17 protein-coding genes are annotated in these 20388 nt (G+C 72.5%); 13 read left to right on the forward strand and 4 right to left on the reverse strand.

Annotated elements, in window-relative coordinates; translation table 11 throughout:
- Positions 1-17 precede the first annotated feature (17 nt).
- The gene (locus ACLBYE_RS04525; RefSeq protein WP_447693216.1) at positions 18-1013 is read right to left on the reverse strand and encodes a glycosyltransferase family protein; all 996 of its coding nucleotides are present in this window, start codon (positions 1011-1013) and stop codon (positions 18-20) included.
- A 218-nt stretch (positions 1014-1231) separates the two neighbouring features.
- On the opposite strand from ACLBYE_RS04525, the gene ACLBYE_RS04530 reads away from it, so the two are divergent.
- The 4 genes from ACLBYE_RS04530 (at position 1232) to ACLBYE_RS04545 (ending at position 6097) form a co-directional block, all read left to right on the forward strand.
- On the forward strand, positions 1232-2869 hold the full coding sequence (locus ACLBYE_RS04530; protein WP_447693217.1) for a hypothetical protein: 1638 nt from the start codon (positions 1232-1234) through the stop codon (positions 2867-2869).
- Positions 2869-4653 carry a glycosyltransferase gene (locus tag ACLBYE_RS04535; protein WP_447693218.1) on the forward strand — a complete coding sequence of 595 codons (1785 nt, stop codon included), beginning with the start codon at positions 2869-2871 and terminating at the stop codon, positions 4651-4653. Before ACLBYE_RS04530 ends, ACLBYE_RS04535 begins: the two co-directional genes overlap by 1 nt.
- Before the next feature lie 88 nt (positions 4654-4741).
- A complete protein-coding gene (locus ACLBYE_RS04540) occupies positions 4742-5455 on the forward strand; it encodes a hypothetical protein (RefSeq protein WP_447693219.1) in 714 nt (237 codons plus the stop codon).
- A gap of 165 nt (positions 5456-5620) precedes the next feature.
- Positions 5621-6097 (forward strand): bleomycin resistance protein, encoded by a 477-nt coding sequence (locus ACLBYE_RS04545; RefSeq protein WP_447693220.1) that lies wholly within the window; start codon positions 5621-5623, stop codon positions 6095-6097.
- A gap of 2 nt (positions 6098-6099) precedes the next feature.
- On the opposite strand, the gene ACLBYE_RS04550 is transcribed toward ACLBYE_RS04545, so the two are convergent.
- From ACLBYE_RS04550 to ACLBYE_RS04560, 3 genes are all read right to left on the reverse strand, one after another.
- Entirely contained in the window at positions 6100-6918 is an 819-nt protein-coding gene (locus ACLBYE_RS04550; protein WP_447693221.1) for a hypothetical protein, read from the reverse strand.
- A 170-nt stretch (positions 6919-7088) separates the two neighbouring features.
- Positions 7089-8573: a methyl-accepting chemotaxis protein gene (locus ACLBYE_RS04555; protein ID WP_447693222.1), complete on the reverse strand. Its 1485-nt coding sequence runs from the start codon at positions 8571-8573 to the stop codon at positions 7089-7091.
- 445 nt (positions 8574-9018) lie between these two features.
- The gene (locus ACLBYE_RS04560) at positions 9019-10458 is read right to left on the reverse strand and encodes an aminotransferase-like domain-containing protein (RefSeq protein ID WP_447693223.1); all 1440 of its coding nucleotides are present in this window, start codon (positions 10456-10458) and stop codon (positions 9019-9021) included.
- Between the two features lie 359 nt (positions 10459-10817).
- Here ACLBYE_RS04560 and ACLBYE_RS04565 point away from each other — a divergent pair, with 359 nt between their 5' ends.
- The 9 genes from ACLBYE_RS04565 (at position 10818) to ACLBYE_RS04605 (ending at position 20101) form a co-directional block, all read left to right on the forward strand.
- Complete coding sequence (locus tag ACLBYE_RS04565; protein WP_447693224.1) at positions 10818-11300, forward strand: MSMEG_0572/Sll0783 family nitrogen starvation response protein; 483 nt, start codon at positions 10818-10820, stop codon at positions 11298-11300.
- 68 nt (positions 11301-11368) lie between these two features.
- A complete protein-coding gene (locus ACLBYE_RS04570) occupies positions 11369-12445 on the forward strand; it encodes a Nit6803 family nitrilase (RefSeq protein ID WP_447693225.1) in 1077 nt (358 codons plus the stop codon).
- Positions 12399-13502 carry an MSMEG_0568 family radical SAM protein gene (locus ACLBYE_RS04575; protein ID WP_447693226.1) on the forward strand — a complete coding sequence of 368 codons (1104 nt, stop codon included), beginning with the start codon at positions 12399-12401 and terminating at the stop codon, positions 13500-13502. The genes ACLBYE_RS04570 and ACLBYE_RS04575 overlap by 47 nt, the downstream gene beginning before the upstream one ends.
- Positions 13502-14044: an MSMEG_0567/Sll0786 family nitrogen starvation N-acetyltransferase gene (locus ACLBYE_RS04580; RefSeq protein ID WP_419545514.1), complete on the forward strand. Its 543-nt coding sequence runs from the start codon at positions 13502-13504 to the stop codon at positions 14042-14044. The genes ACLBYE_RS04575 and ACLBYE_RS04580 overlap by 1 nt, the downstream gene beginning before the upstream one ends.
- On the forward strand, positions 14041-15036 hold the full coding sequence (locus ACLBYE_RS04585) for a sll0787 family AIR synthase-like protein (protein ID WP_447693227.1): 996 nt from the start codon (positions 14041-14043) through the stop codon (positions 15034-15036). The genes ACLBYE_RS04580 and ACLBYE_RS04585 overlap by 4 nt, the downstream gene beginning before the upstream one ends.
- A complete protein-coding gene (locus tag ACLBYE_RS04590) occupies positions 15033-16214 on the forward strand; it encodes an MSMEG_0565 family glycosyltransferase (protein ID WP_447693228.1) in 1182 nt (393 codons plus the stop codon). Before ACLBYE_RS04585 ends, ACLBYE_RS04590 begins: the two co-directional genes overlap by 4 nt.
- Positions 16211-17479, forward strand: a complete 1269-nt coding sequence (locus ACLBYE_RS04595; protein WP_447693229.1) for an MSMEG_0569 family flavin-dependent oxidoreductase — start codon at positions 16211-16213, stop codon at positions 17477-17479. The genes ACLBYE_RS04590 and ACLBYE_RS04595 overlap by 4 nt, the downstream gene beginning before the upstream one ends.
- A gap of 207 nt (positions 17480-17686) precedes the next feature.
- Positions 17687-18184: a DUF3617 domain-containing protein gene (locus tag ACLBYE_RS04600; protein ID WP_447693230.1), complete on the forward strand. Its 498-nt coding sequence runs from the start codon at positions 17687-17689 to the stop codon at positions 18182-18184.
- Positions 18185-18412: 228 nt separating this feature from the next.
- Complete coding sequence (locus tag ACLBYE_RS04605) at positions 18413-20101, forward strand: methyl-accepting chemotaxis protein (RefSeq protein ID WP_447693231.1); 1689 nt, start codon at positions 18413-18415, stop codon at positions 20099-20101.
- Positions 20102-20388: the final 287 nt, after the last annotated feature.

The following is a 20388-nucleotide window of genomic DNA, read 5'->3' on the forward strand; positions in this document are numbered from 1 at the left end:
TCTCAGCGGCGGCGTGATCAGGCCGGGACCGTCAGGCGGCTCAGATCGAGCAGGCGCGCCGCGCGATGCCGGTAGGTGTGCTCGCGGAGCGCCCGCGCCTGCGCCCGGCGCGCGATCGCCTCGATCGCGGCGGGCTCGTCGAGCGACCGCTCGATGGCGCGCGCGATATCGGCCGCGCCGTCCACCAGCAGGATCTCCGTGTCCGGCTCGAAATGCGCGCAGATTTCCAGGCCGGTGACGAAGAACAGCTGCGCCGAGCCCGACAGGGCGACCTCGAAGGTGCGCGGTCCGGGCGTCGCCTGCGGGAGCGACAGCCGGCGATTGGCCACGTCGAGGTCGCGGCCGATGTTGAGCGTCAGCCGCGCCGCCGCGGCGTAGTCGGCCATCTGCGCCGGCGTGAGGCGGCGGTTCACCGCGCATCGGAGCGTGTCCGGCCACTCGGCGCCCAGGATCTCCACGACGTGCCGGCACAGGAGATCGTCGATCCGGCGCATCAGGGCGACGCGGTTCGGGTAGGCGACGCCGCAGAAGAACAGGACTGTCTCCCGCTCCGCCACCGGGGCGATCGGCCGGAAATGCCGGTCGGGCGCCGCGGCCAGCGGCAGGTGGTGGACGTCGGGGTGCCGGTAGTGCTGCGCCGCCCAGGAATCGTTGCTCACGACGATGTCGGCGTAGAGTTCCGCCTTGAAGGCATAGTCGAACTCGTACGGGTCGTCCGTCAGCCAGAAGATCAGGACGGCACCCACGGCGTCCGCGGCCCGCCGAAGCGCGCGCAGATCCGCCAGGTCAGGCACGAGACTTCCGACCGCGATCACGACGTCCGGCCGGGTCGCCCGGACCGCCGCGACCGCCAGTTCCAGAGGGGTGTGTCTGACGCGCTCGGCGCCGATGAGTTCGGCGAAGCCCTCGGCGAGATCGCTCCGGATCCCGGGGTTCCTGTTGAGCGCATCGGGGAAGGTGCTCGTGACCAGGACGTGCGGCCCGGCCAACGAGATCGCGCTGACGAAATTCATCCCTCGTGACCTCGGCGAGACGGGCCAGTTTTAATTGCAGGTTAATGCCAATTGTAAGTAGACACGCAACTGTCGCATGTCCATTTCGTCGATTAATTTCCCCCAACCACTTGGCGATCGGGTAATTTCGGGCAATTCAATGTTGGCAATCAGGAAGTATGGCACGGGATGAAGTGGCAATAGGCGCGCCGCACCCGCCGTGCGAGCCCTGCGCCGAGGTGTTGCGCCCCTTCCTGCCGTGGTTGGCCGGCACGATCCTGCTCTTGGGCCCGAAGCCCGACGCGGGGAGCCGGGCGCGCTGGGCTCCCGACACCACCCTCGTCGCCGCGGCGGACGGCGCCGACCTGCCGGCTTCCACGCTCTTCGACGGCGTCGTGCTGACGGGGCTTCTGTCCCGTCGCGACGACGGGGGCGAGGACGCGCTCGACGCGACGATCGCCTGGGCCCAGGAACGGCTGCGGCCCGGCGGGCGGCTTATCCTCGTCATCGACAACGCCCTCTCGCTCCACGGACTCGCTGCGGGCTCCGAGACGGTGGGGCAGCGCGGCTTCCCGAGCCTCGAGGGACGCCTGAGGTCGGACGGCCTCCGGCTGCCCACGCGGGCAGGCCTGAAACGGTCGCTGCAGGCCCGCGGCCTGGCCTATCAGGACTGGTGGTTCCCGTTCCCGGGGCGGGAGGAGCCCGTGAGCTTCATCGCCGAGCGGGGCCTCGCACGGCCGGGCGGGTTCGATCCGGGAACGCTCGCCACCGGCGCGGCCGGGCCGGATCCGGCAGCCCGCGCGGGCGCGCTGTTCTCGCCGCGGCGCGCCTGGGCGACGGTGGCGGAGCAGGGGCTCATCGGCGATCTGGCGCCCGCCTTCGTGATCGCGGCATCGGCGGAGCCGCTGCCGCCGGACGACCGGCTGGCGATCCACGCGGGTTTGCGCCGCCGCGCGGAATTCGAGCGGCTGGTGACCTTCGCGGAGGCCGGGTCGCAGATCGCGGTGCGCCGCGCGCGCGCGTATCCCGACCTTCCCGCCGCGGTTCGAGGCGTCACGAACCTGTTGCCGTCGGAAACCTACGTGCCGGGCTCCCTCTGGTCTGAAGTCCTCGAGGCGCGGTTGGCGCGGGAAGGCTGGTGCCCGGACGCGGTCGCCGCCTGGGCCGGGACGTGGCTTCAGGCCGTCTCGCGCCGCTTCGCGGCGGGAGCGCCGCTCAAGACCGAGACGGTCCTCCCGGGACGGGCCCTCGACGCCATCCCGAAGAATCTCGTCTCGGGCGCCGAGGCCAGGTTCATAGACCTGGAATGGGAGCTCGGGGGCCCTCTGGACGCTGGCCACCTCGCCGTGCGGGGCCTCGTCAACGCGCTGACCGATGCGCGAGACTGGCGTCCCGGCGAGCCGTTCACGCTGACCCTTCTGGACGCCCTGCGCGCCCTGCTGCCGCGGCTCGGGCTGGCTCTGGACGATGCGCAGCTCGCCGACCGGCTGGCCCGGGAGAGCCGTTTCCAGACGATCGTCAGCGACCGGGTGACGGAGCGCGGCCTGGACTGGGCGGCGGCGACGCGCCTGCCGGTCGGCCTGGAGACCCGGATCGACGCGGATCCGCGCGCGGCGCTCGCGGAGGCCTCCGCGGAGATCGCGCGGCTGCTCGAGGAGAACGCGGCCCTGCGCGCCGCGCGCGCCGTCGACGCCGCCGCGCACGAGGCCGCCGCGCGCGAGAGCGTCCGCCGCACCGACCGCGTGATCGCCTACGCGGCCGAGATGCACCGCGCGCGCGACCACCTCCAGGACACCCTCGACGGCCGCCGCGCTTCGGTCGGCGACGGAAGCCGCCTGTCCCTTCGCCTCCTGCGTCTCATCAGAGGAACCCCGTGATGCGGCTGCTCGTCGCCTGTGACCACCTGGCGCTGACGGGCGGCCTGCTCCGGTTCGAGCGGGTCGGACGGGTGCTCGCGCGTCGCGGTCACGCGTTCGCGTACCTGACCCTGGGCACCGGCGAGGACGGGTTCGAGACGCGGCTGCCCGTCCTGCACCGCGAGGAAGCCGCGCGCGAGAGCTGGGACGCCGTCATGGTGCCCGGCGGCGGATTCCCGGATGCCACGATCGAGGGATTCGCGGACCTCCGGGCCCCGAACTTCGGCGCCCGGATCCAGCACTTCCTCAACGCGCCGGCGCGGCGCGACGCCTACGCGCGCGTCACGCGGACCTTCGCGCCCGACCTCGTCGTGGCGAACAACGACCACTGGGACGACGCCGCCCTCCACGCCCTCGGCCTGCCGTGGCGGCGCCTCGTCGGTGCGGTCGATACCGGGCTGTTCGCGCCGCCCGTCTCGCCGCCCGCGCGCGGCGCGCGGCGTCGGCTCGGCGGCATCGCCAACAAGCGCCCCGCCGCGCAGCTCGCGGCGCTCGACAGGCTCGGCGACGCGTGGGCCCTGCACTGGTTCGGACGGCCGGACTGGGGGCTGGTGGGCGCGCACGCCGATCTGGTGGCTTCGGGCCGCCTCGTCGTGCACGGGCCGCTGCCCGAGTCCGACCTGCCCGCGTGGTATCACGGGCTCGACGCGTTCTGCAGCGCGGAGGCGCATGCCGGCTGGTGCAACCCGGCCGCGGAAGCGATGGCCTGCGGCACGCCGCTCGTCGCGACCGTGCACGGCACGCTGGCTTTCGCCGAGGACGGCGTCACTGCCCTGGTGGTGCCGGACGGTCCGGACGCGGCGCTGGGCGCGGCCATCGCGGAGGCCGTGGACAGGATCGCGACCGATCCGGCCGGCGCCGCGTCCCGGGCCGAGGCGGGACGGGCGCGGATCCGAGCGCTCGACTGGGACACCTACGCGGACGGGCTGCTCGCCGTCGTCGCGGAGGCGATCGCGCTGCGGGCGGGCCGGACCGCGGCGGCGCGCCCGTCCGACCCGCCGCGCGAGACCGCGCTGCGCCTGGCCGACCTCGCGAGCCGGGACGGGCCCCTGCCGGAGGATTTCGACGCCCTCGGCTATATCCGGCTGCATCCCGACCTCGCGGCGCTGTTCGAGCATGCGTGGCAGGGGCAGCTGCACTACCTCGAGCACGGCCGACGCGAGGGCCGCATCTACCCCTCGAACCTGACGCGGGCCCAGCAGAAGGCCGCCCAGGCCTCGCGGATCGCGCTCGCGGTCGACGGGCTCGACGGCTCCGGCAAGTCGAGTATCGCGCGTCACGTTGCCGAGGCGCTCGGCGCGACGGTGCTCAACCCGTTCAGCGGTCAGGTCGGCGCCGTCCTGGTCCACCTCGCCCGGACGGGGCAGCACGCGTTGGCCGACGACGTGGCGCACGCCGCCGTGGCGGCGGCGATCGCCAACGCCCCGCCGGGACCGGTCGTGTTCGACCGGCACTGGTTCACCGCCTCGCAGCTCCTCTCGCCGGCCTTCCGTCCGGGTTGGGAGCCGCGCCCGTTCACCGTCATGTGCTGGGCCGACCGTCCCACCACCATCGCCCGCATGGTCGCGCGCGGCGTCCCGAACCCGTCGGAGCACATGACCGAAGCCCGGATCGCCAGCTATCGGACGCTCGCGGCGGAGTTGCGGGTGCCGCTCCTCGACACGTCCCGCATCGCGCCGGAGGAGGGGGCGGCGCAGGTGCTGGCGATGCTGGGCGAGAGCGGCGACACGGCGCGGCGCGCGTGATCGCCGCCGCGCGGCGCGGCCTGTATGGTCGCGTCTCGGAATCGGGTGGCCACACCGGCCATCGGCGTCGCGGGAGGGCGGTGCGTTCGTGTTGAAACTCGCGCGCGGTGACCGGGCCCGGAACTTCCTGCTGCTCGGCATCAGCCTCCTCTTCGTCGCCGCCGGCCTCGGGATGATCGCCACCGGCGCGGATGGCGGCGTCACGGCCACGGTGTTCTTCGGCGTGTGCGCGGCCGTCGCCGTGTGGCAGCTGCGGCCGGACCTGCTCGAATCCGAGAGCCGGTCGGCGGGGTCCCTGGCGGCGCAGTTCCCCGGCCCCGTGATCCTGCGCGCCTCGGTGCGGAAACTCCTGTTCCTGGCCCTGATGGCCGCCGGCTTCGGCGGCGTGACGCTCTGGATGGTGCTGCACGAGGCGCCCTCCACGGCGATGCAGCTGCTGCTCTGGCCGGGCGTCGCGCTCTTCCTCGGAGGCGTCCCCTTCCTCGTCCTCACGGCGATCCGCGGCTCGGCGCTGCACCTCGACGAGACGGGTTTCACCGTCGTGCAGCTGGGCCGCGCGCGGCGCGTCCGGTGGCGCGACGTGAGCGTGTTCGAGCCGGTCTCCATGCCAGGTTCGGGACAACGCCTCGTCGCGTTCGACGACGCGAGCGCCGGCGCGACGCGCCTCGGGGCGATGAACCGGCACCTGATCGGGCGCAGCGCGGGTCTGCCGGACAGCTACGGGCTGGATCCCGACGCGCTCGCCAGCCTGCTCACGGCCTGGCGCAAGCGGGCCCTTCAGCGGGCGGACGATCGCGTCTGAGGCGCCGCGGCCGCCGCGGCGGCGCTTGGCCGGCGGCGCCCGGACGAGGGGCCGGGAGACCCTGGAGGCAGCCCGTCCCGGTCCCGTCGGCGCCCGTTCGGCCCCGGACGGAGGCGCGCACGCGCGCCTTGACCATCGTCGCGGTGGCGTGGCCTGATCGGCGTCATGGAACCACTGGCCGATCCGATCGCGCGCGCTCGCTCTCCCGGGACGGGTCAGCGTCCGGAGGGCGGGTTCTCGGCCCTGACCCCTGAATTGAGCGTCCGGGACCTCGATGTCAGCCTGCGCTTCTGGTGCGATCTGCTCGGCTTCGCGGTCGCCTACGATCGACCGGCCGCGCGCTTCGCTTATCTCACCCGGGGCGACGCGCAGATCATGCTGTGCCAGCACAATGGGCGCTGGAGCACCGGCCCGCTGGATCCGCCCTATGGCCGCGGAGTCAATTTCCAGATCATGGTCGATCGGCTGGATCCGATCCTGGCGGCGCTCGCGGACGCGGGGTGGCCGCTGTTCGAGGAGCCGCGCGACGCTTGGTACAGGACGGGTCCGATCGAGGGCGGCCAGCGGGAATGTCTCGTTCAGGATCCCGACGGCTACCTCGTGCGCCTCGCCGAGAATCTCGGGCAGCGGCAACCCGCGTAGCCTCAGCGCGTGACGATGCCGGGCTCCTGCCGACCGGGACGGGGCTGCACCACGAGGAGCCCCGCCGAGTAGATCAGCGAGACGAGGAGCGCGACCGTCAGCGCGAGCGCGGCACCGAACGGCTGGATCATCAGGTGGAGCGTCAGCAGGGTCAGGCCGAAGCCGAACACCCCGCGGATCGCGACGCTCGCCAGCCGCGCCATCGCCGCCCCGCCGATGCGGCGATGGAGAATGACGAACGCGCTCGTCATCGTGACCGGGAAGGCGGCGATAACCCCGGTCCTGGCGGGGCCCAGCGCCGTACTCAGCGCCAGGAGAGCGGCGACGAACAGCGCGACGGCACTCGCGCGGATCAGCAGGTCCAGCGGGCGCGGCCGCGCGACGACGGTGCTCCTGACGAGGGTCGCGCGCACGACGTGCCGGGTCGAGAGCGCGCCGGCCCCGTACACCAGGGCGTTGAGCAGGAACGCCGTCGTCGGCGTCCAGGTGAGAGCCGAGACCGGCAGGGCCGCCGCGAGCCACGCGAGGATCGCCGGCCCGAGGGTGGCGGTCATGTCCCGGCCGGCCGCCCGGTGGGCGTAGACGATCAGGAACAGACCCGTCGCGGCGTTCGCCGCGAAGCCGTTCAGGGCCGCCCCGGCCACGAAGGCGGCGTCGTGCTCCATGGCCATGAACACGTAGGCCGGCCCGGCGGAGACCGGCAGGCTAACGACGAGCGCGCCCCAGACCGGTCCCAGCCACTCGGCCAGGACGGAGGCGAGCACCACCACGGTCCCGGAGGTCAGCGCCCGGATCAGGGCCGTCAGCCAAATCGCCGCCAAGGTCGTTTCCCGCGCGTCGCGCCGCCGACCCGGGCCGGCATCGGAGCCGCGCCCTCGCTATCATGGGCGGCCTGTCCGGGCCAAAGCGGCCGGCCGGCGAATCCGCCCGTCTGAAACCGGTGTCGGCGACCCGCGAGGCCGGTGCGCCCCCGGAACCGGGGCGGGCGACCTCAGCCGACGGCGCGCGCGGCTTCCCGGACCTGGCGGGTGGCCGCGTCAACCTGCGCGTTCGCCTGCGCGATCGCCGCCATGCCGCCCGCGATGGTCCCGACCCCGCGGGAGGCCGTGTGCATGCTGCCGGAGATCTCCTGGGTCACCGCGGACTGCTCCTCGACGGCGGCCGCGATCGCCGCCGAGATCTCGTCGAGCGCCCGGATCGTGCCCTGGATCGAGCCGATCGCCGCCACGGCCTCGCGCGTGGTGGCCTGCGTCGTGGCGATCTGGTCGCGGATCTGATCCGTGGCCTTGGCGGTCTGCTCGGCGAGCGCTTTCACCTCCGACGCCACGACCGCGAAGCCCTTGCCGGCGAGGCCCGCCCGGGCCGCCTCGATCGTGGCGTTGAGCGCGAGCAGGTTGGTCTGCGCCGCGATGCCCTGGATCATGGTCACGACGTCGCCGATCTGCGCCGCCTGCCCGCTCAGGCCCTCGACGATGGTGCTGGTGTGCCGGGCCTGCGCGACCGCCTCGCCGGCCATCCGCGCCGCGTGGCTGACCTGCTGGCTGATCTCGCCCACCGAGGCCGACAGCTCCTCGGCGCCGGAGGCCACGCTCTGGATGTCGCCCGAGATCCGCCCGGCGAGCTCGACGGCCTCCGCGGTCCGGCGGCCGGCGCCCTCGACCGCCGTGCCGATCGCGTCGAGGTCGGCGCCGATCGCCCGCTGCGCCGCGGCGCGCCGGTGGCGCTCCTGGACCTGCGCGGTGATGTCGGCGGCGAACTTGACCACCTTCAGGACGCAGCCGCTGGCGTCGAGGATGGGGTTGTAGGTCGCCTGGATCCAGACGTCGCGGCCGTCCTTGGCGACGCGGCGGTACTCGCCGCCCGCGAACTCGCCCCGGCCGAGGCGCTCCCAGAACGCGCGGTAGCCGGCACTCGACCGCTCGGCCGGGTCCACGAACACGCCGTGGTGCTGGCCCCGGATCTCCTCCAGGCGATACCCCATCGTCTCGAGGAAGTTGCCGTTGGCCTCCAGGATCGTGCCGTCCGGCGCGAACGCGATCACCGCCTGCGAGCGGTGCAGCGCCGCGATTTGTCCGGCGTAGTCGAGCATCAGCAGCTTCTGCGCCGTGATGTCCGAGGCGAACTTGACGACCTTCACGACGCGCCCCGCGCGGTCGAGCACCGGGTTGTAGCTCGCCTGCACCCAGACGTGGCGGCCGCCCTGGGCGATCCGCTTGAACTCGGCCACCTGGCAGGTGCCCTGCCGCAGGGCGTCCCAGAAGGCGCGATACGCCGGGCTGTCCCGGTGCGCCGCCTCCACGAACAGGGCGTGGCGCTGTCCCCGGATGTCGGCCAGCGCGTAGCCCATCATCGTGAGGAATTTGGCGTTGGCCGTGATGATGGTGCCGTCCGGCTCGAACTCGATGACGGCCTGGGAGCGGTCGAGGGCGTCGAATTTCGCCGCCAGACCTTCACGAACGCGCAGGGCGCCGAACATGATCCCATCCCTTCTTGTCGTTGACCGCGATCCCGAGTGCCAACACACGGTTTTGCTTGGGATCGACCGCCGATTTATTGTCACGGCGGGGCTGTGTCGCATAAGGATTGCGCACAATCGTGAAGGATGATTTAAATCTGAACGGCACAGGTTTTCGAAGTTGCGAAGGCCCTGGAGAGTGAAGATTCACCGGGGCCGTGCACGCTTACGCAATCTTCGATTTCAATGACCGAGGTATATGCAATTTAGATTACGGGTCCCGTCGCGGAGAGACGGCGCCATCGTGCCCTAAGGTTGCGCGCGGGCTCCAAGTCTTACGTAGAATAGGATCCCGGATCTTCGCGGACGGATCGGCGCAGTAGCCGCGCGATGCGAATTGGACGCGGCGCTCCGGAAAAATTCGACCGCCCGCGGGCCTGCGGACGCGAACACACGCTCGGATCCGTCAGATGTAGGTCGAGGCCAGCGCCGGCGAGCCCTCCAGGGCGTGGGCCAGCCTCTCCAGCCCGTGGGCGATCTGCTGCCGGGTCGAGGGGCCGCCGAGGCAGAGGCGGACGGCCTCGGGCGGCGTCCCCGCGACGCAGAAGGGATCGCTGCCGACCACCCCGAGACCCGCCGCGCGGCCCTGGCTGGCGAAGGCCGAGCGCGTCCATCCCGCCGGCAGGGTGATCCAGACATGGAAGGCGTGCGGATCCGCGACGTAGGCCTCGGTGGGCAGCAGCGCGGCCGCGAGGCTCTGGCGCGCGGCCGACTCGGCGCGGACGAAATCGACGATGGCGTCCGCCGTCCCGTCCGTGATCCAGCGCGTCGTCAGCGCGGTCGAGATCGGCGACGCCATCACGGTCGCGGCGCGCAGGGCGTCGCCGAGGGGCAGGGCGGCCCGCGCGTTCGGGGCGACCAGGAAGGCGAGGCGAAGGCCGGCGCCCAGGCACTTCGCGACGCCCGCCACGTAGTAGGTGATCTCGGGCGCCAGTTCAGCGAAGCTCGGCGGCGGTGTCGGGCAGATGCGCGCGTAGGCGTCGTCCTCGATGATGGTGACCGCGTAGCGGCGGGCCGTCGCGATGACGGCTTCACGCCGGGCGCGGGACAGGGTCGCGGTGGTCGGGTTCTGCAGCAGGGGATTGAGGTAGAGGGCCTTCGGCGCCCCCCGCGTGCAGGCGGCCGCGAAGGCGTCGGGGTCGAGCCCGTGACGGTCCATCGGCAGGCCGACGAGGCGCAGGCCCCGGTGCGCCGCTAGGGTCCGGATGCCCGGATAGGTGATGCGCTCGGCGCAGATCGTGTCGCCCGCCTGCGCGACCTGTCCCAGGATGCCGGACAGGGCGCTGTGCGCGCCGGGGCAGATCAGCAGGCGCTCGCGCGCCGCCGCGATCCCGCGGCCCGCGAGCCAGCGCAGCGCGGCCTCCTTGTCCGCCTCCGTCCCGCCGAAGCCCTGGTAGCGCAGGAGGTCGGGGAGGTTGCCGGACAGCTCCGCGAAGGACGACCGCATGCGGGCTTGCAGGCCGGGCAGGTCGGGTTCGGGGGGCAGGTTCATGGTGAAGTCGACCGGTCCCGGCCGCCGGGGAAGGGCCGGCCCAGCGGTGCGGGCGGCGTCCGCCGGGTCGACCACGAAGGTGCCCCGGCCGACCCGGCCCTCGATCAGACCGCGCCTGTGGGCCTCGACGTAGCCGCGGGACACGGTCGTGAAGTTGAGGTCGAGCGTGGCGGCGAGGGCGCGCTGGGTCGGCAGGCGCGTGCCCGGAAGCAGGTGGCCGGTCCGGATGTCGTCCGCCAGCGCGTCCGCGATGGCCAGGTAATGGGGCTTGCCCCAGCGCCTGAGGTCCGGCGTCCAGATACCGGCCGCGTCGCCCCGGTCGACCGACCGTCCTCCCCGCCCGCCAGCCTTCATCCGTCCAGCACCCGCGACCTGAAAAGCGATCAATGATCGATTGTATGGCTTGCAAGCGCCGTACCGGGCGCGGGACGGCCTATCACGGCGCGACTGATGCGTGCAATGCGTACAATATTCGTCGCCGAAGCGCGCGCCATCTGGTGACGATGTGCGCAGATTTTGATGATGAATTGAGCGGCATCGAGTAGAGCCGAGTGGATCGACTTCGCCCTATTGATCGCAGCATTGTATGCATCGCAGGGCGCGAAATTGAACGCATTCCTGACGGTTCCGATCTGGCACATGGCTTGCCATTCGACTGGCTGAACGTGCGCAGCACCCCCTGCCGCGGGTCAGACCATCGAGGAGCGTGAGCAATGCCTGCCGTGAACCGCGAGCCGCACAAGAAGGGCGACGTCCTGGTCGACTACGAGGAGAAGGTCTTCGAGGACGTGAAGGCCGAACCGGGCCAGAAGGCGCTCGTCACCTTCCACACCGTCGCGTTCGAGGGCTCGATCGGCCTCGTCAACCTGCTCCAGGCCATCCGCCTGCAGCGCAAGGGCTTCGAGACCTCGATCCTGCTCTACGGCCCGGGCATCACCCTCGGGGTCCAGCGCGGTTTCCCGCGGCTCGGCGACGAGGCCTTCCCGGGCCATCTCAACTTCAACAACCAGCTCGAGAAGTTCATGGCCGAGGGCGGCAAGGTCTACGCCTGCCGCTTCTCGACACAGGCCCTGTACGGGCACAGCGAGGCGGCCTTCATCGAGGGTATTCGCATGATCAACCCCCTCGACGTGCTCGACTGCATCCTCCTGCACAAGCGCGACAACGCGGTGATCATCGACACCTGGACCGTCTGACGACCGCGCCAACGTCCCGGCGGCCGCGCGCCACGCGCGCAGCCGCTGGCTCAGCCGGAGGACCACCCATGTCAGAGCCCCGGATCGTGCGGGCTGCCGCGATCCAGATCGCGCCGGACCTCGACCGCCCGGACGGCACCCTGGAGCGCGTGCTCAACGCCGTCGACGAGGCCGCCGCCAAGGGCGCGCGCTTCATGGTCTTTCCCGAGACCTTCGTGCCCTACTATCCCTACTTCTCGTTCGTTCTCCCGCCCGCGCTCCAGGGGACCGAGCACCTGCGCCTCTACGAGCGCGCGGTCGCCGTGCCGGGTCCGGTGACGCAGGCGGTCTCGGCGGCCGCACGGCGCCACGGGGCCGTGATCGTGCTCGGGGTCAACGAGCGCGACCACGGATCGCTCTACAACGCACAGCTGATCTTCGACGCGGACGGCGCCCTGAAGCTCAAGCGCCGGAAGATCACGCCCACCTACCACGAGCGCATGATCTGGGGGCAGGGCGACGGCGCCGGCCTCGCCGTGGTGGAGACGGCCGTCGGCCGCGTGGGGGCGCTCGCCTGCTGGGAGCACTACAACCCGCTCGCCCGCTACGCCCTCATGGCGCGCCACGAGGAGATCCACGCCGCGCAGTTCCCGGGCTCCCTCGTCGGCCAGATCTTCGCCGACCAGATGGAGGTGACGATCCGCCACCACGCCCTGGAGGCGGCCTGCTTCGTAGTCAACGCCACCGGCTGGCTCACCGACGCGCAGGTCGCGCAGGTCTGCCCGGACGAGCGCCTGCGCGGCGCCTGCCGCGGCGGGAACTGCACCGCCATCGTGTCGCCCGAGGGCAAGCACCTCGCCGATCCCCTGGGATCGGGCGAGGGCATCCTGATCGCCGACATGGATCTCGCGCTGGTGACCAAGCGCAAGCGGATGATGGACTCGGTCGGCCACTACGCGCGGCCGGAGCTCCTCAGCCTGCTCCACGACGACCGCCCGGCCGCCTTCGTGCAGCGGCCGGCCCGTTCGCAGACCGCCCCCCGGAGCCTGGACCATGAGCAGCAGCCCGCTTCCGACGCGCCGTCCCACATTGCCTCCAGCCCCGACGGGCCTGATCGGGATGCCGACGGAGCGCCTGATCAACGCGTTGCAATCCTGCGGCGTTAGGCTCGCCGACAGCCGCGCCGGAGCGCCGAGCCGCCGCGGCGGCGCCGGCCCCTCGGACCACAAGGCGATGACCATCGCGGGCCGCACCGTGATGGTGCCGGTCCACACCGAGGCCGCCTTCGACTCGCCCTTCCTCGTGCGCCCGCCGGACGCGGACGGGATCGCGGTGATCGAGCACGCGGGCGTCGTGGTCGGCCACGTCACCTTCCCGGGCCGCCCGCGTTTCTACGCCCTCTCCACCTTCGACGGCGTGCCCTACGCGAAGATTGCCGTCCTGCACGGGCGCGACGTGCTGGCCACCACGGTGCTGCAGACCTGCATCCGCTACCAGAGCCGCGCGAAGACCTGCCAGTTCTGCTCGATCGGCCAGTCGCTGGCGGCCGGCCGCACGGTGGCCCGCAAGACGCCCGAGCAGCTCGCCGAGGTCGCCCGCGCCGCCGTGCTGCTCGACGGCGTGAAGCACATGGTCATGACCACCGGCACGCCGAACGCCACCGACCGCGGCGCCGCGATCCTGTGCGAGAGCGCCTTCGCGGTGAAGGCGGCCGTCGACCTGCCGATCCAGGCCCAATGCGAGCCGCCCGACGACGACCGCTGGTTCGAGCGGATGAAGGCCTCAGGCATCGACGCGCTGGGCCTGCATCTCGAGGCCGTCACGCCCGAGGTGCGGGCGCGGATCATGCCCGGCAAGGCGAGCGTGCCGCTGGAGCGGTACTACGACGCCTTCGCGGCCGCCGTCCCGGTCTTCGGGCGCGGCCAGGTCTCCACCTACATCCTCGCCGGCCTCGGCGACGCGCCGGAGGCGATCCTCGCGATGGCCGACCGACTGATCGGGATGGGCGTCTACCCGTTCGTGGTGCCCTTCGTGCCGATCTCCGGCACGCCTCTGGAGAGCCATCCGGCCCCCGGGCCCGACTTCATGCACGCCGTCCTGAAGCCGCTCGCGGAGATGCTGGGGCGGGCCAACCTGCGCTCCACCGACATCAAGGCCGGCTGCGGCCGGTGCGGCGCCTGCTCGGCGCTCTCCACCTACGAGCGCGCCGGGGAGGCGGCCTGATGTTCGACCCCGTTCCGCCGTACCGGCCCAGCCACTTCCGGGTGAAGGTCGCGGTCGCGCCGTGGGAGCGGCGCGCCTGCGCCGCCCTGCGGCGGCAGGTCTTCTGCGCTGAGCAGGGGATCTTCAGGGCGGACGATCGCGACGCGATCGACGCGCACGCCGTCCCGATCTGCGCGCTCTCGACGCTCGGCGGCGACGCCGACGCCGTCGTCGGCACCGTGCGGATCCACGAAGACGGCGCGCGCCCGGGAACGTGGTGGGGCTCGCGCCTCGCCGTCGCCAAGCCTTTCCGCAGCGCCGCCGCCCTCGGCACCGGCCTCATCCGGGTCGCGGTGTCCTCGGCCCACGCGCGGGGCTGCACCCGCTTCCTCGCGCATGTCCAAGAGGGCAACGTCGCGCTGTTCGAGGCCCTGCACTGGGAGAGCCTCGACGCGCTGGACCTGCACGGGCGGCCCCACCGCCTGATGGAGGCGGACCTCGCGGCCTACCCGCCGATGCACGATCCCGAGCACGGCCTCCTCACCTTCCGCAGGGCCGCGTGACCGCCGGGATCGACGTCCGGGCGCTGGCCCGCCAGATCCGCGAGGCCCGCGGGGTCGGCCACAAGCGCGACATCGACGCGGTGGTGCGGCGGCTCGGGCTCGGGAGCCGGCACGCGGCCGTTCCGGTCGGCGACGATTGCGCGGCGATCCCCGACGGCGAGGGGCACCTGCTGCTGGCCATCGAGGGCTTCCTCGACAGCTTCGTGGCCGACGACCCGTACTTCGCGGGCTATTGCGGGATCATGGTCAACCTGAGCGACGTCGCCGCCATGGGCGGGCGCCCGCTCGCCGTCGTCGACGCCCTCTGGGCCCGGGAGGCCGGGGCCGCCGACCCGATCCTGGCCGGCCTGTCCGACGCCGCCGCGCTCTACGGCGTCCCGGTGGTCGGCGGCCACACCAACACCCGCGCGGCCGCCGGCAACCTCGCGGTCGCGGTGCTCGGCCGGGCGGGGCAGCGCCTCCTGACGAGCTTCGACGCCGCGCCCGGCGACGACCTCGTCGCCGCCATCGACCTGCGCGGGCGCTTCCGCGACCCGCACCCCTACTGGGACGCCTCCACCGGCGCGCCGGGCGCGCGGCTGCGCGGCGACCTCGCCCTGCTGCCGGGCCTCGCCGAGGACGGCCTGGCCGGCGCCGCCAAGGACATCAGCATGGCGGGCGTCGTCGGCACGGCCCTGATGCTGCTCGAATGCTCCGGCGTCGGCGGCGTCGTCGACCTCGACGCGATCCCGCGGCCCGACCACGTCCCGCTCGCGCGCTGGCTGACGGCGTTCCCGAGCTTCGGCTACCTCGTGAGCGTCCGCCCCGACCGCACGCCGGCCGTCACCGCGCGCTTCGCCGAGCGCGGCATCGCCGCGGCCCGGATCGGGGGCCTCGACGCTGGCCGGGTCGTCCGGGTGCGGGACGGGGCGGGCGCCGAGGCCGTCGTCTGGGACTTCGCCGCGGGCCCGCTGATCGGCTGCGGCAGGAACGGTCCGGGGGCGACGCCGTGAGGCCGCTGCGCGTCGCCCTCCTGACCCACTCCACCAACCCGCGCGGCGGCGTCGCCCACTGCCTCGCCCTCGCCGAGGCCCTGTGCGAACTCGGTCACGAGGCGGTGGTCCACGCGCCCGACCCGTCCGGCCGCGGGTTCTTCCGGGACGCGTCCTGCGCGACCGTGGCGGTCGCCGCCGAGCCGGTCGCGGGCGCGACGGTCGACCTCGTGCGGGCCCGCATTTACGACTACCTGCGCCACTTCGCGAGCCCGGCGGCCCGCGACTTCGACGTGTTCCACGCCCATGACGGCATCGGCGGCAACGCCCTCGCGACGCTGAAGCACCGGCGCCTGATCCCGGGCTTCGTCCGGACCGTCCATCACGTCGACAGCTTCGCCGACCCCGTCCTCGCGGGCTGGCAGGACCGCGCGATCCGCGAGGCCGGCCGGCTGCTCTGCGTCAGCCGCCTGTGGGCCGACTGGATCCGGGACGCGATCGGCACCGAGGCCGGGATCGTCGGCAACGGGGTCGACCTGTCGGTCTATCGCGCCGCGGCCGCGGAGGGCGACGCGGCTCTGCGGGCGCGCTGGGGGCTCGGCGCCGGGCCGATCGTCCTCAGCGTCGGCGGCCTCGAGGAGCGCAAGAACAGCCTCGGCATCATCGCGGGATTCGCGCGCCTGCGGGCGCGCCACCCCCGCGCGCAGCTCGTCGTCGCGGGCGGCGCCTCGCTCCTCGACCACGCAGGCTACCGCGAACGCTGCCGCGCGGCCCTCGTCGCCGCCGGTCTGGACGTGGGCCGCGGCGCGGCCGTCATCGAGACCGGGCCCGTCCCGCAGGCCGCCATGCCGGCGCTCTACCGGGCCGCGGACCTGCTGGCCTTCCCGTCCTGGACCGAGGGGTTCGGCCTCTGCGTGCTGGAGGCCATGGCCTGCGGCACGCCCGTCCTCGTCTCCCGCCGGCCGCCCTTCACCGAGTACCTGACGCCGACCGACGCGCTGTTCGTCGATCCCGCCGACCCCGACAGCATCGCCGTCGCCATGGCGGCGGCGCTGGAACCGCGGACCCGCGCCCGCCTGCGCGCGGCGGGGCTGGCGCGCGCGGCCGCCCATTCCTGGCGCGCCTGCGCGACGCGCCACCGCGACGCCTACGCCGCCTGCGCCCGCGGCGCGTCAGCCTTCACGGAGTTGCAGCCATGACGACAACGACCCGTCACGTCCCCGTCGCCGTGGTCGGCGGCGGCCAGGCCGGCCTCTCGGTCAGCTACCACCTGAAGCAGCGCGGCATCGCGCACCTCGTCTTCGAGAAGCACACGGCCGCGCACACCTGGGCGACGCAGCGCTGGGACACGTTCTGCCTCGTCACGCCGAACTGGCAGTGCGACCTGCCGGGCCACCGCTACGACGGGCCGGATCCCGACGGGTTCATGAGGAAGGACGAGATCGTCGCCTACCTGAAGGCCTTCGTCGCCAAGGTGGGGCCGCCGCTCCGCGAGGGCGTGGCGGTCACGCGCGTGGCGCGGCGCGATGACGGCGTGTTCGCGGTCCGGACCTCGGAGGGCGACTACACCGCGGACGAGATCGTGGTGGCCTCCGGCGGCTACCACACGCCGATCGTCCCGCGCATGGCCGAGAAGCTGCCGTCCGCGATCACCCAGATCCACTCGAACCAGTACCGGAACCCGGCGCAGCTGCCCGAGGGCGCGGTCCTGGTCGTCGGCTCGGGGCAGTCCGGCGCGCAGATCGCCGAGGACCTGCATCTCGCCGGACGGCAGGTGCATCTCGCCGTTGGCGACGCGCCCCGCTGCGCTCGCTTTTACCGCGGCCGCGACGTCGTCGCCTGGCTCGCCGACATGGGCTACTACGAGAAGACCGTCGACGATCACCCGCTGCGCGACGGCGTACGGGACAACACCAACCACTACGTGACCGGTCGCGACGGCGGCCGGGACATCGACCTGCGCCGCTTCGCCCTGGAGGGCATGGCGCTCTACGGCGTCCTCGAGGACTACGCCGCGGGCGCGCTCCGCTTCCGCGACAACCTCCGGCCCGCGCTCGACCAGGCCGACCGGACCTACAACGGGATCAACGCGGCCATCGACTCCCACATCGACGCGGCCGGCATCGCGGCGCCGGTCCAGGCGCCCTACGCGCCGGTCTGGGAGCCGGGCGAGCCGGTCACCGCGCTCACCCTCGAAGGGTCTGGCATCGCCAGCGTGATCTGGTGCATCGGCTTCGCGCCGGATTTCCGGTGGCTCGACGCGTCCGTGTTCAACGGCGCCGGCCAGCCGAAGCACCGGCGCGGCGTCACGGCCGAGGCGGGCATCTCCTTCATCGGCCTGCCCTGGCTGAACACCTGGGGCTCGGGCCGCTTCGGCGCGGTCGGCCGCGACGCCGAGTACATCGTGCAGGTGATCGAGGCGCGTCTCGGCGCCAGTGCGGTCGGCCTGAAGCGGGCGGTGTGAGCCGGATCACCGCCCGTCGAAGACGGGCGCCCCCCTCGATCATCCCGGCATTCGGACCGCTCACGCCGGGTAATCGCGGCCGAAGTGCCGATCCGTTCCAGTGTTCCGGAGCGAACGCTGGTCCAGGATCGACTTGTTCGCCTGTATCGCATCGGTTAGCCAAGCCCCGTTGCGGCGCCTGAGTCGCGTCAGATCCAGGGATTATCCATGCGAGCACGTACCGCCGGCATCGGGATTGCGACGATTCTGTCCGTGATGACCGGTGCGGCCTCCGCCGAGACGCTGCCGGCACGCAAAGCCGGCCTGTGGGAGAGCAAGACCGCGTCGCCCGACGGCAACACGACCGCGCGTCAATGCATCGACGAGAAGACCGATCAGATCGCGCAGGCCGCGTTCGGGGGCGGCCAGAACTGCGCGAAGCGCACCATCGTCAAGACGAGCACCGGCTACAAGGGCGAGACGGAGTGCAAGCTCGGCCCGATCTCGGCCGCTGGCACGACCGAGATCAGCGGCGACTTCAACAGCAAGATCCACATGGAGGTGGATACGACGCTGACCGGCATGCCGAACGCCAAGGAGCCCGTGCGACGCCAGATGGTGATCGACGCCACCTACATCGGTCCCTGCGCGGCCGGACAGAGCCCGGGCGACATCATCCTGCCCGACGGCAAGATCGTGAAGATGCCCCAACCGGCGGCCCGATAGGCACTCCGGCAGGCGCCACGGGCGCGGGCGAGCCCGTCGGGTGCCGCCCCGCGCCCGCCCGGGCGCCGCCGTGGAGATACGCGCCGCGAGACCGGCGCCGAGCCACGCGGAACCGAGCGGCGGCCCTTCGGCCGACCGGAAGGTCTGATTAGCGGATATTAAATACATTTCGCTAATCGTGCGCCGTGCAGCCGCGGAATTGTTCTATTCGGCTGCGTCGAGGCCGCCGTGTCCCTACAAAGTGTCTCTATTCGTACAAAGCTGGTCGTGGCCTTCTCGGTCCTGACCGTTTTCGTGGTCGGGCTCGGCGCTCTCGGGCTCGTGAGTACGCGCAAATTGCGCGAGCAGGCGGTCGAGATCGATACGAACTGGCTGCCGAGCATCCGGGCGCTGGGCGAGATCGACACGCTGACCGCCCGCAGCAGCGGCCTCCTCCTGCGGCACACGCAGGCGACCGACCCGGCTTTGCTCGCCAGCATCGAGAAGGACATGGACAGCTTCGATCGGAAGCTGGCCGACCGGGTCGCCGTCTACAAGGGCCTGCTCAGCTCGCCCGAAGAGCGGTCGCTCTTCGACGCGTTCAACCAGGAATCGCAGACCTTCCGGGCGGTGCGCAACGAGGTCGTCGACCTGTCGCGGGCCGGGAAGAAGACCGAGGCCTATCAGCTCTACGAGACGAAGGGCCTCATCCCGCGCCGCGCCGCCTCCAAGGCCCTCGAGAAGCTGACCACCATCAACAACGCCGGCGCCGATGCCGCGCAGGCCCAGGGCACCGCCGTCTTCAACGAGACCTGGACGGTGAGCCTCGTCGCGATCGCTCTCGCCGTGGCGGTCTCCGTTCTGTCGGGCGTGATCATCGTCCTAGGCGTCACCCGCGGCATCGCCGCGGTGGTGCGGCCGATGCAGGCACTGATCGCCGGCGACCTGTCGGCCGAGATCCCGCATCAGGGCGAGAAGACCGAGATCGGCACCATCGCGTCGGCCGTCGCGGTGTTCAAGCAGGGGCTCGTCCAGATGAAGGCGCTGGAGGCCGAGACCGCGCAGGCGCGCCTCGCCGCCGAGGAGCAGCGCCGGATCGGCATGCGCCAGATGGCCGACAGCTTCGAGGCGGCGGTCGGCGGCATCGTCGGGCAGGTCTCGGCCTCCGCGACCGAGTTGCAGGCCACCGCCGGCTCCATGTCGGCCATGGCAGGTCAGACCTCGGCGCAGTCGGGGGCGGTCGCGGCCGCCGCCGAGGAGGCCGCCTCGAACGTCAGCACCGTCGCGGCCGCCGCCGAGGAGCTCGGCGCCTCCGTCCAGGAGATCGGGCGCCAGGTCCAGGGCTCGGCCGAGCTGGCCCGCTCCGCCGCCGGCGAGGCGGACGAGACCGGCGCCCTCGTGCAGGAACTCAGCGGCGCCGTCGCCAAGATCGGCGACGTGGTGGGCCTGATCTCCTCGATCGCCGGTCAGACCAACCTCCTGGCGCTGAACGCCACGATCGAGGCCGCCCGCGCGGGCGCGGCGGGCCGCGGCTTCGCGGTGGTCGCCTCCGAGGTGAAGGCGCTGGCGGAGCAGACCGCCCGCGCGACCGGGGAGATCTCCAGTCAGATCGGCCGGATCCAGGGCGTGACCGGTCAGGCGGTCTCCGCCATCGGGACGATCACCGGGCGCATCCGCGAGATCAACAGCGTCGCGACCTCGATCGCGGCCGCCGTCGAGGAGCAGGGCGCGGCGACGCAGGAGATCGTCCGCAACGTGACCCAGGCCGCGCAGGGCACCGGCGAGGTGACCAGTAACATCGCCGGCGTGGCCGGCGCCGCGGAGGAGACCGGCGCGGCGGCGAGCCAGGTGCTCGGCGCGGCCTCGGAGCTGTCGCGCCAGTCCGAGCACCTGTCCGCCGAGGTCGGACGCTTCCTCGCGACCGTGCGCGCCGCCTGACGCGCCGAATGCCGCGTCGACTGAGGAGCCCGGCGATATAGGCCGCGCGGGCCAGTTCATCGCCGGGGTGTGCCGCAGCACCTCGGCGAGGAAAGCTTGAGCTTACATCAGGGTCACACCGCGAACACAGTCGCGGACCTGATGGAGACTTCGATGACCCTCGTTGCCCGCTTCGCCCTCGCCACGGCCGTCGCCGCCGCCACCGTCGCGGTTCTCGCCGGGACCTACGTCGAGATCCTGGACCGCGCCCTCCCGATGCACTTCGTCTGAGACGGCGGGTGCGACCC

The organism is Methylobacterium sp. A52T, assembly GCF_053346095.1.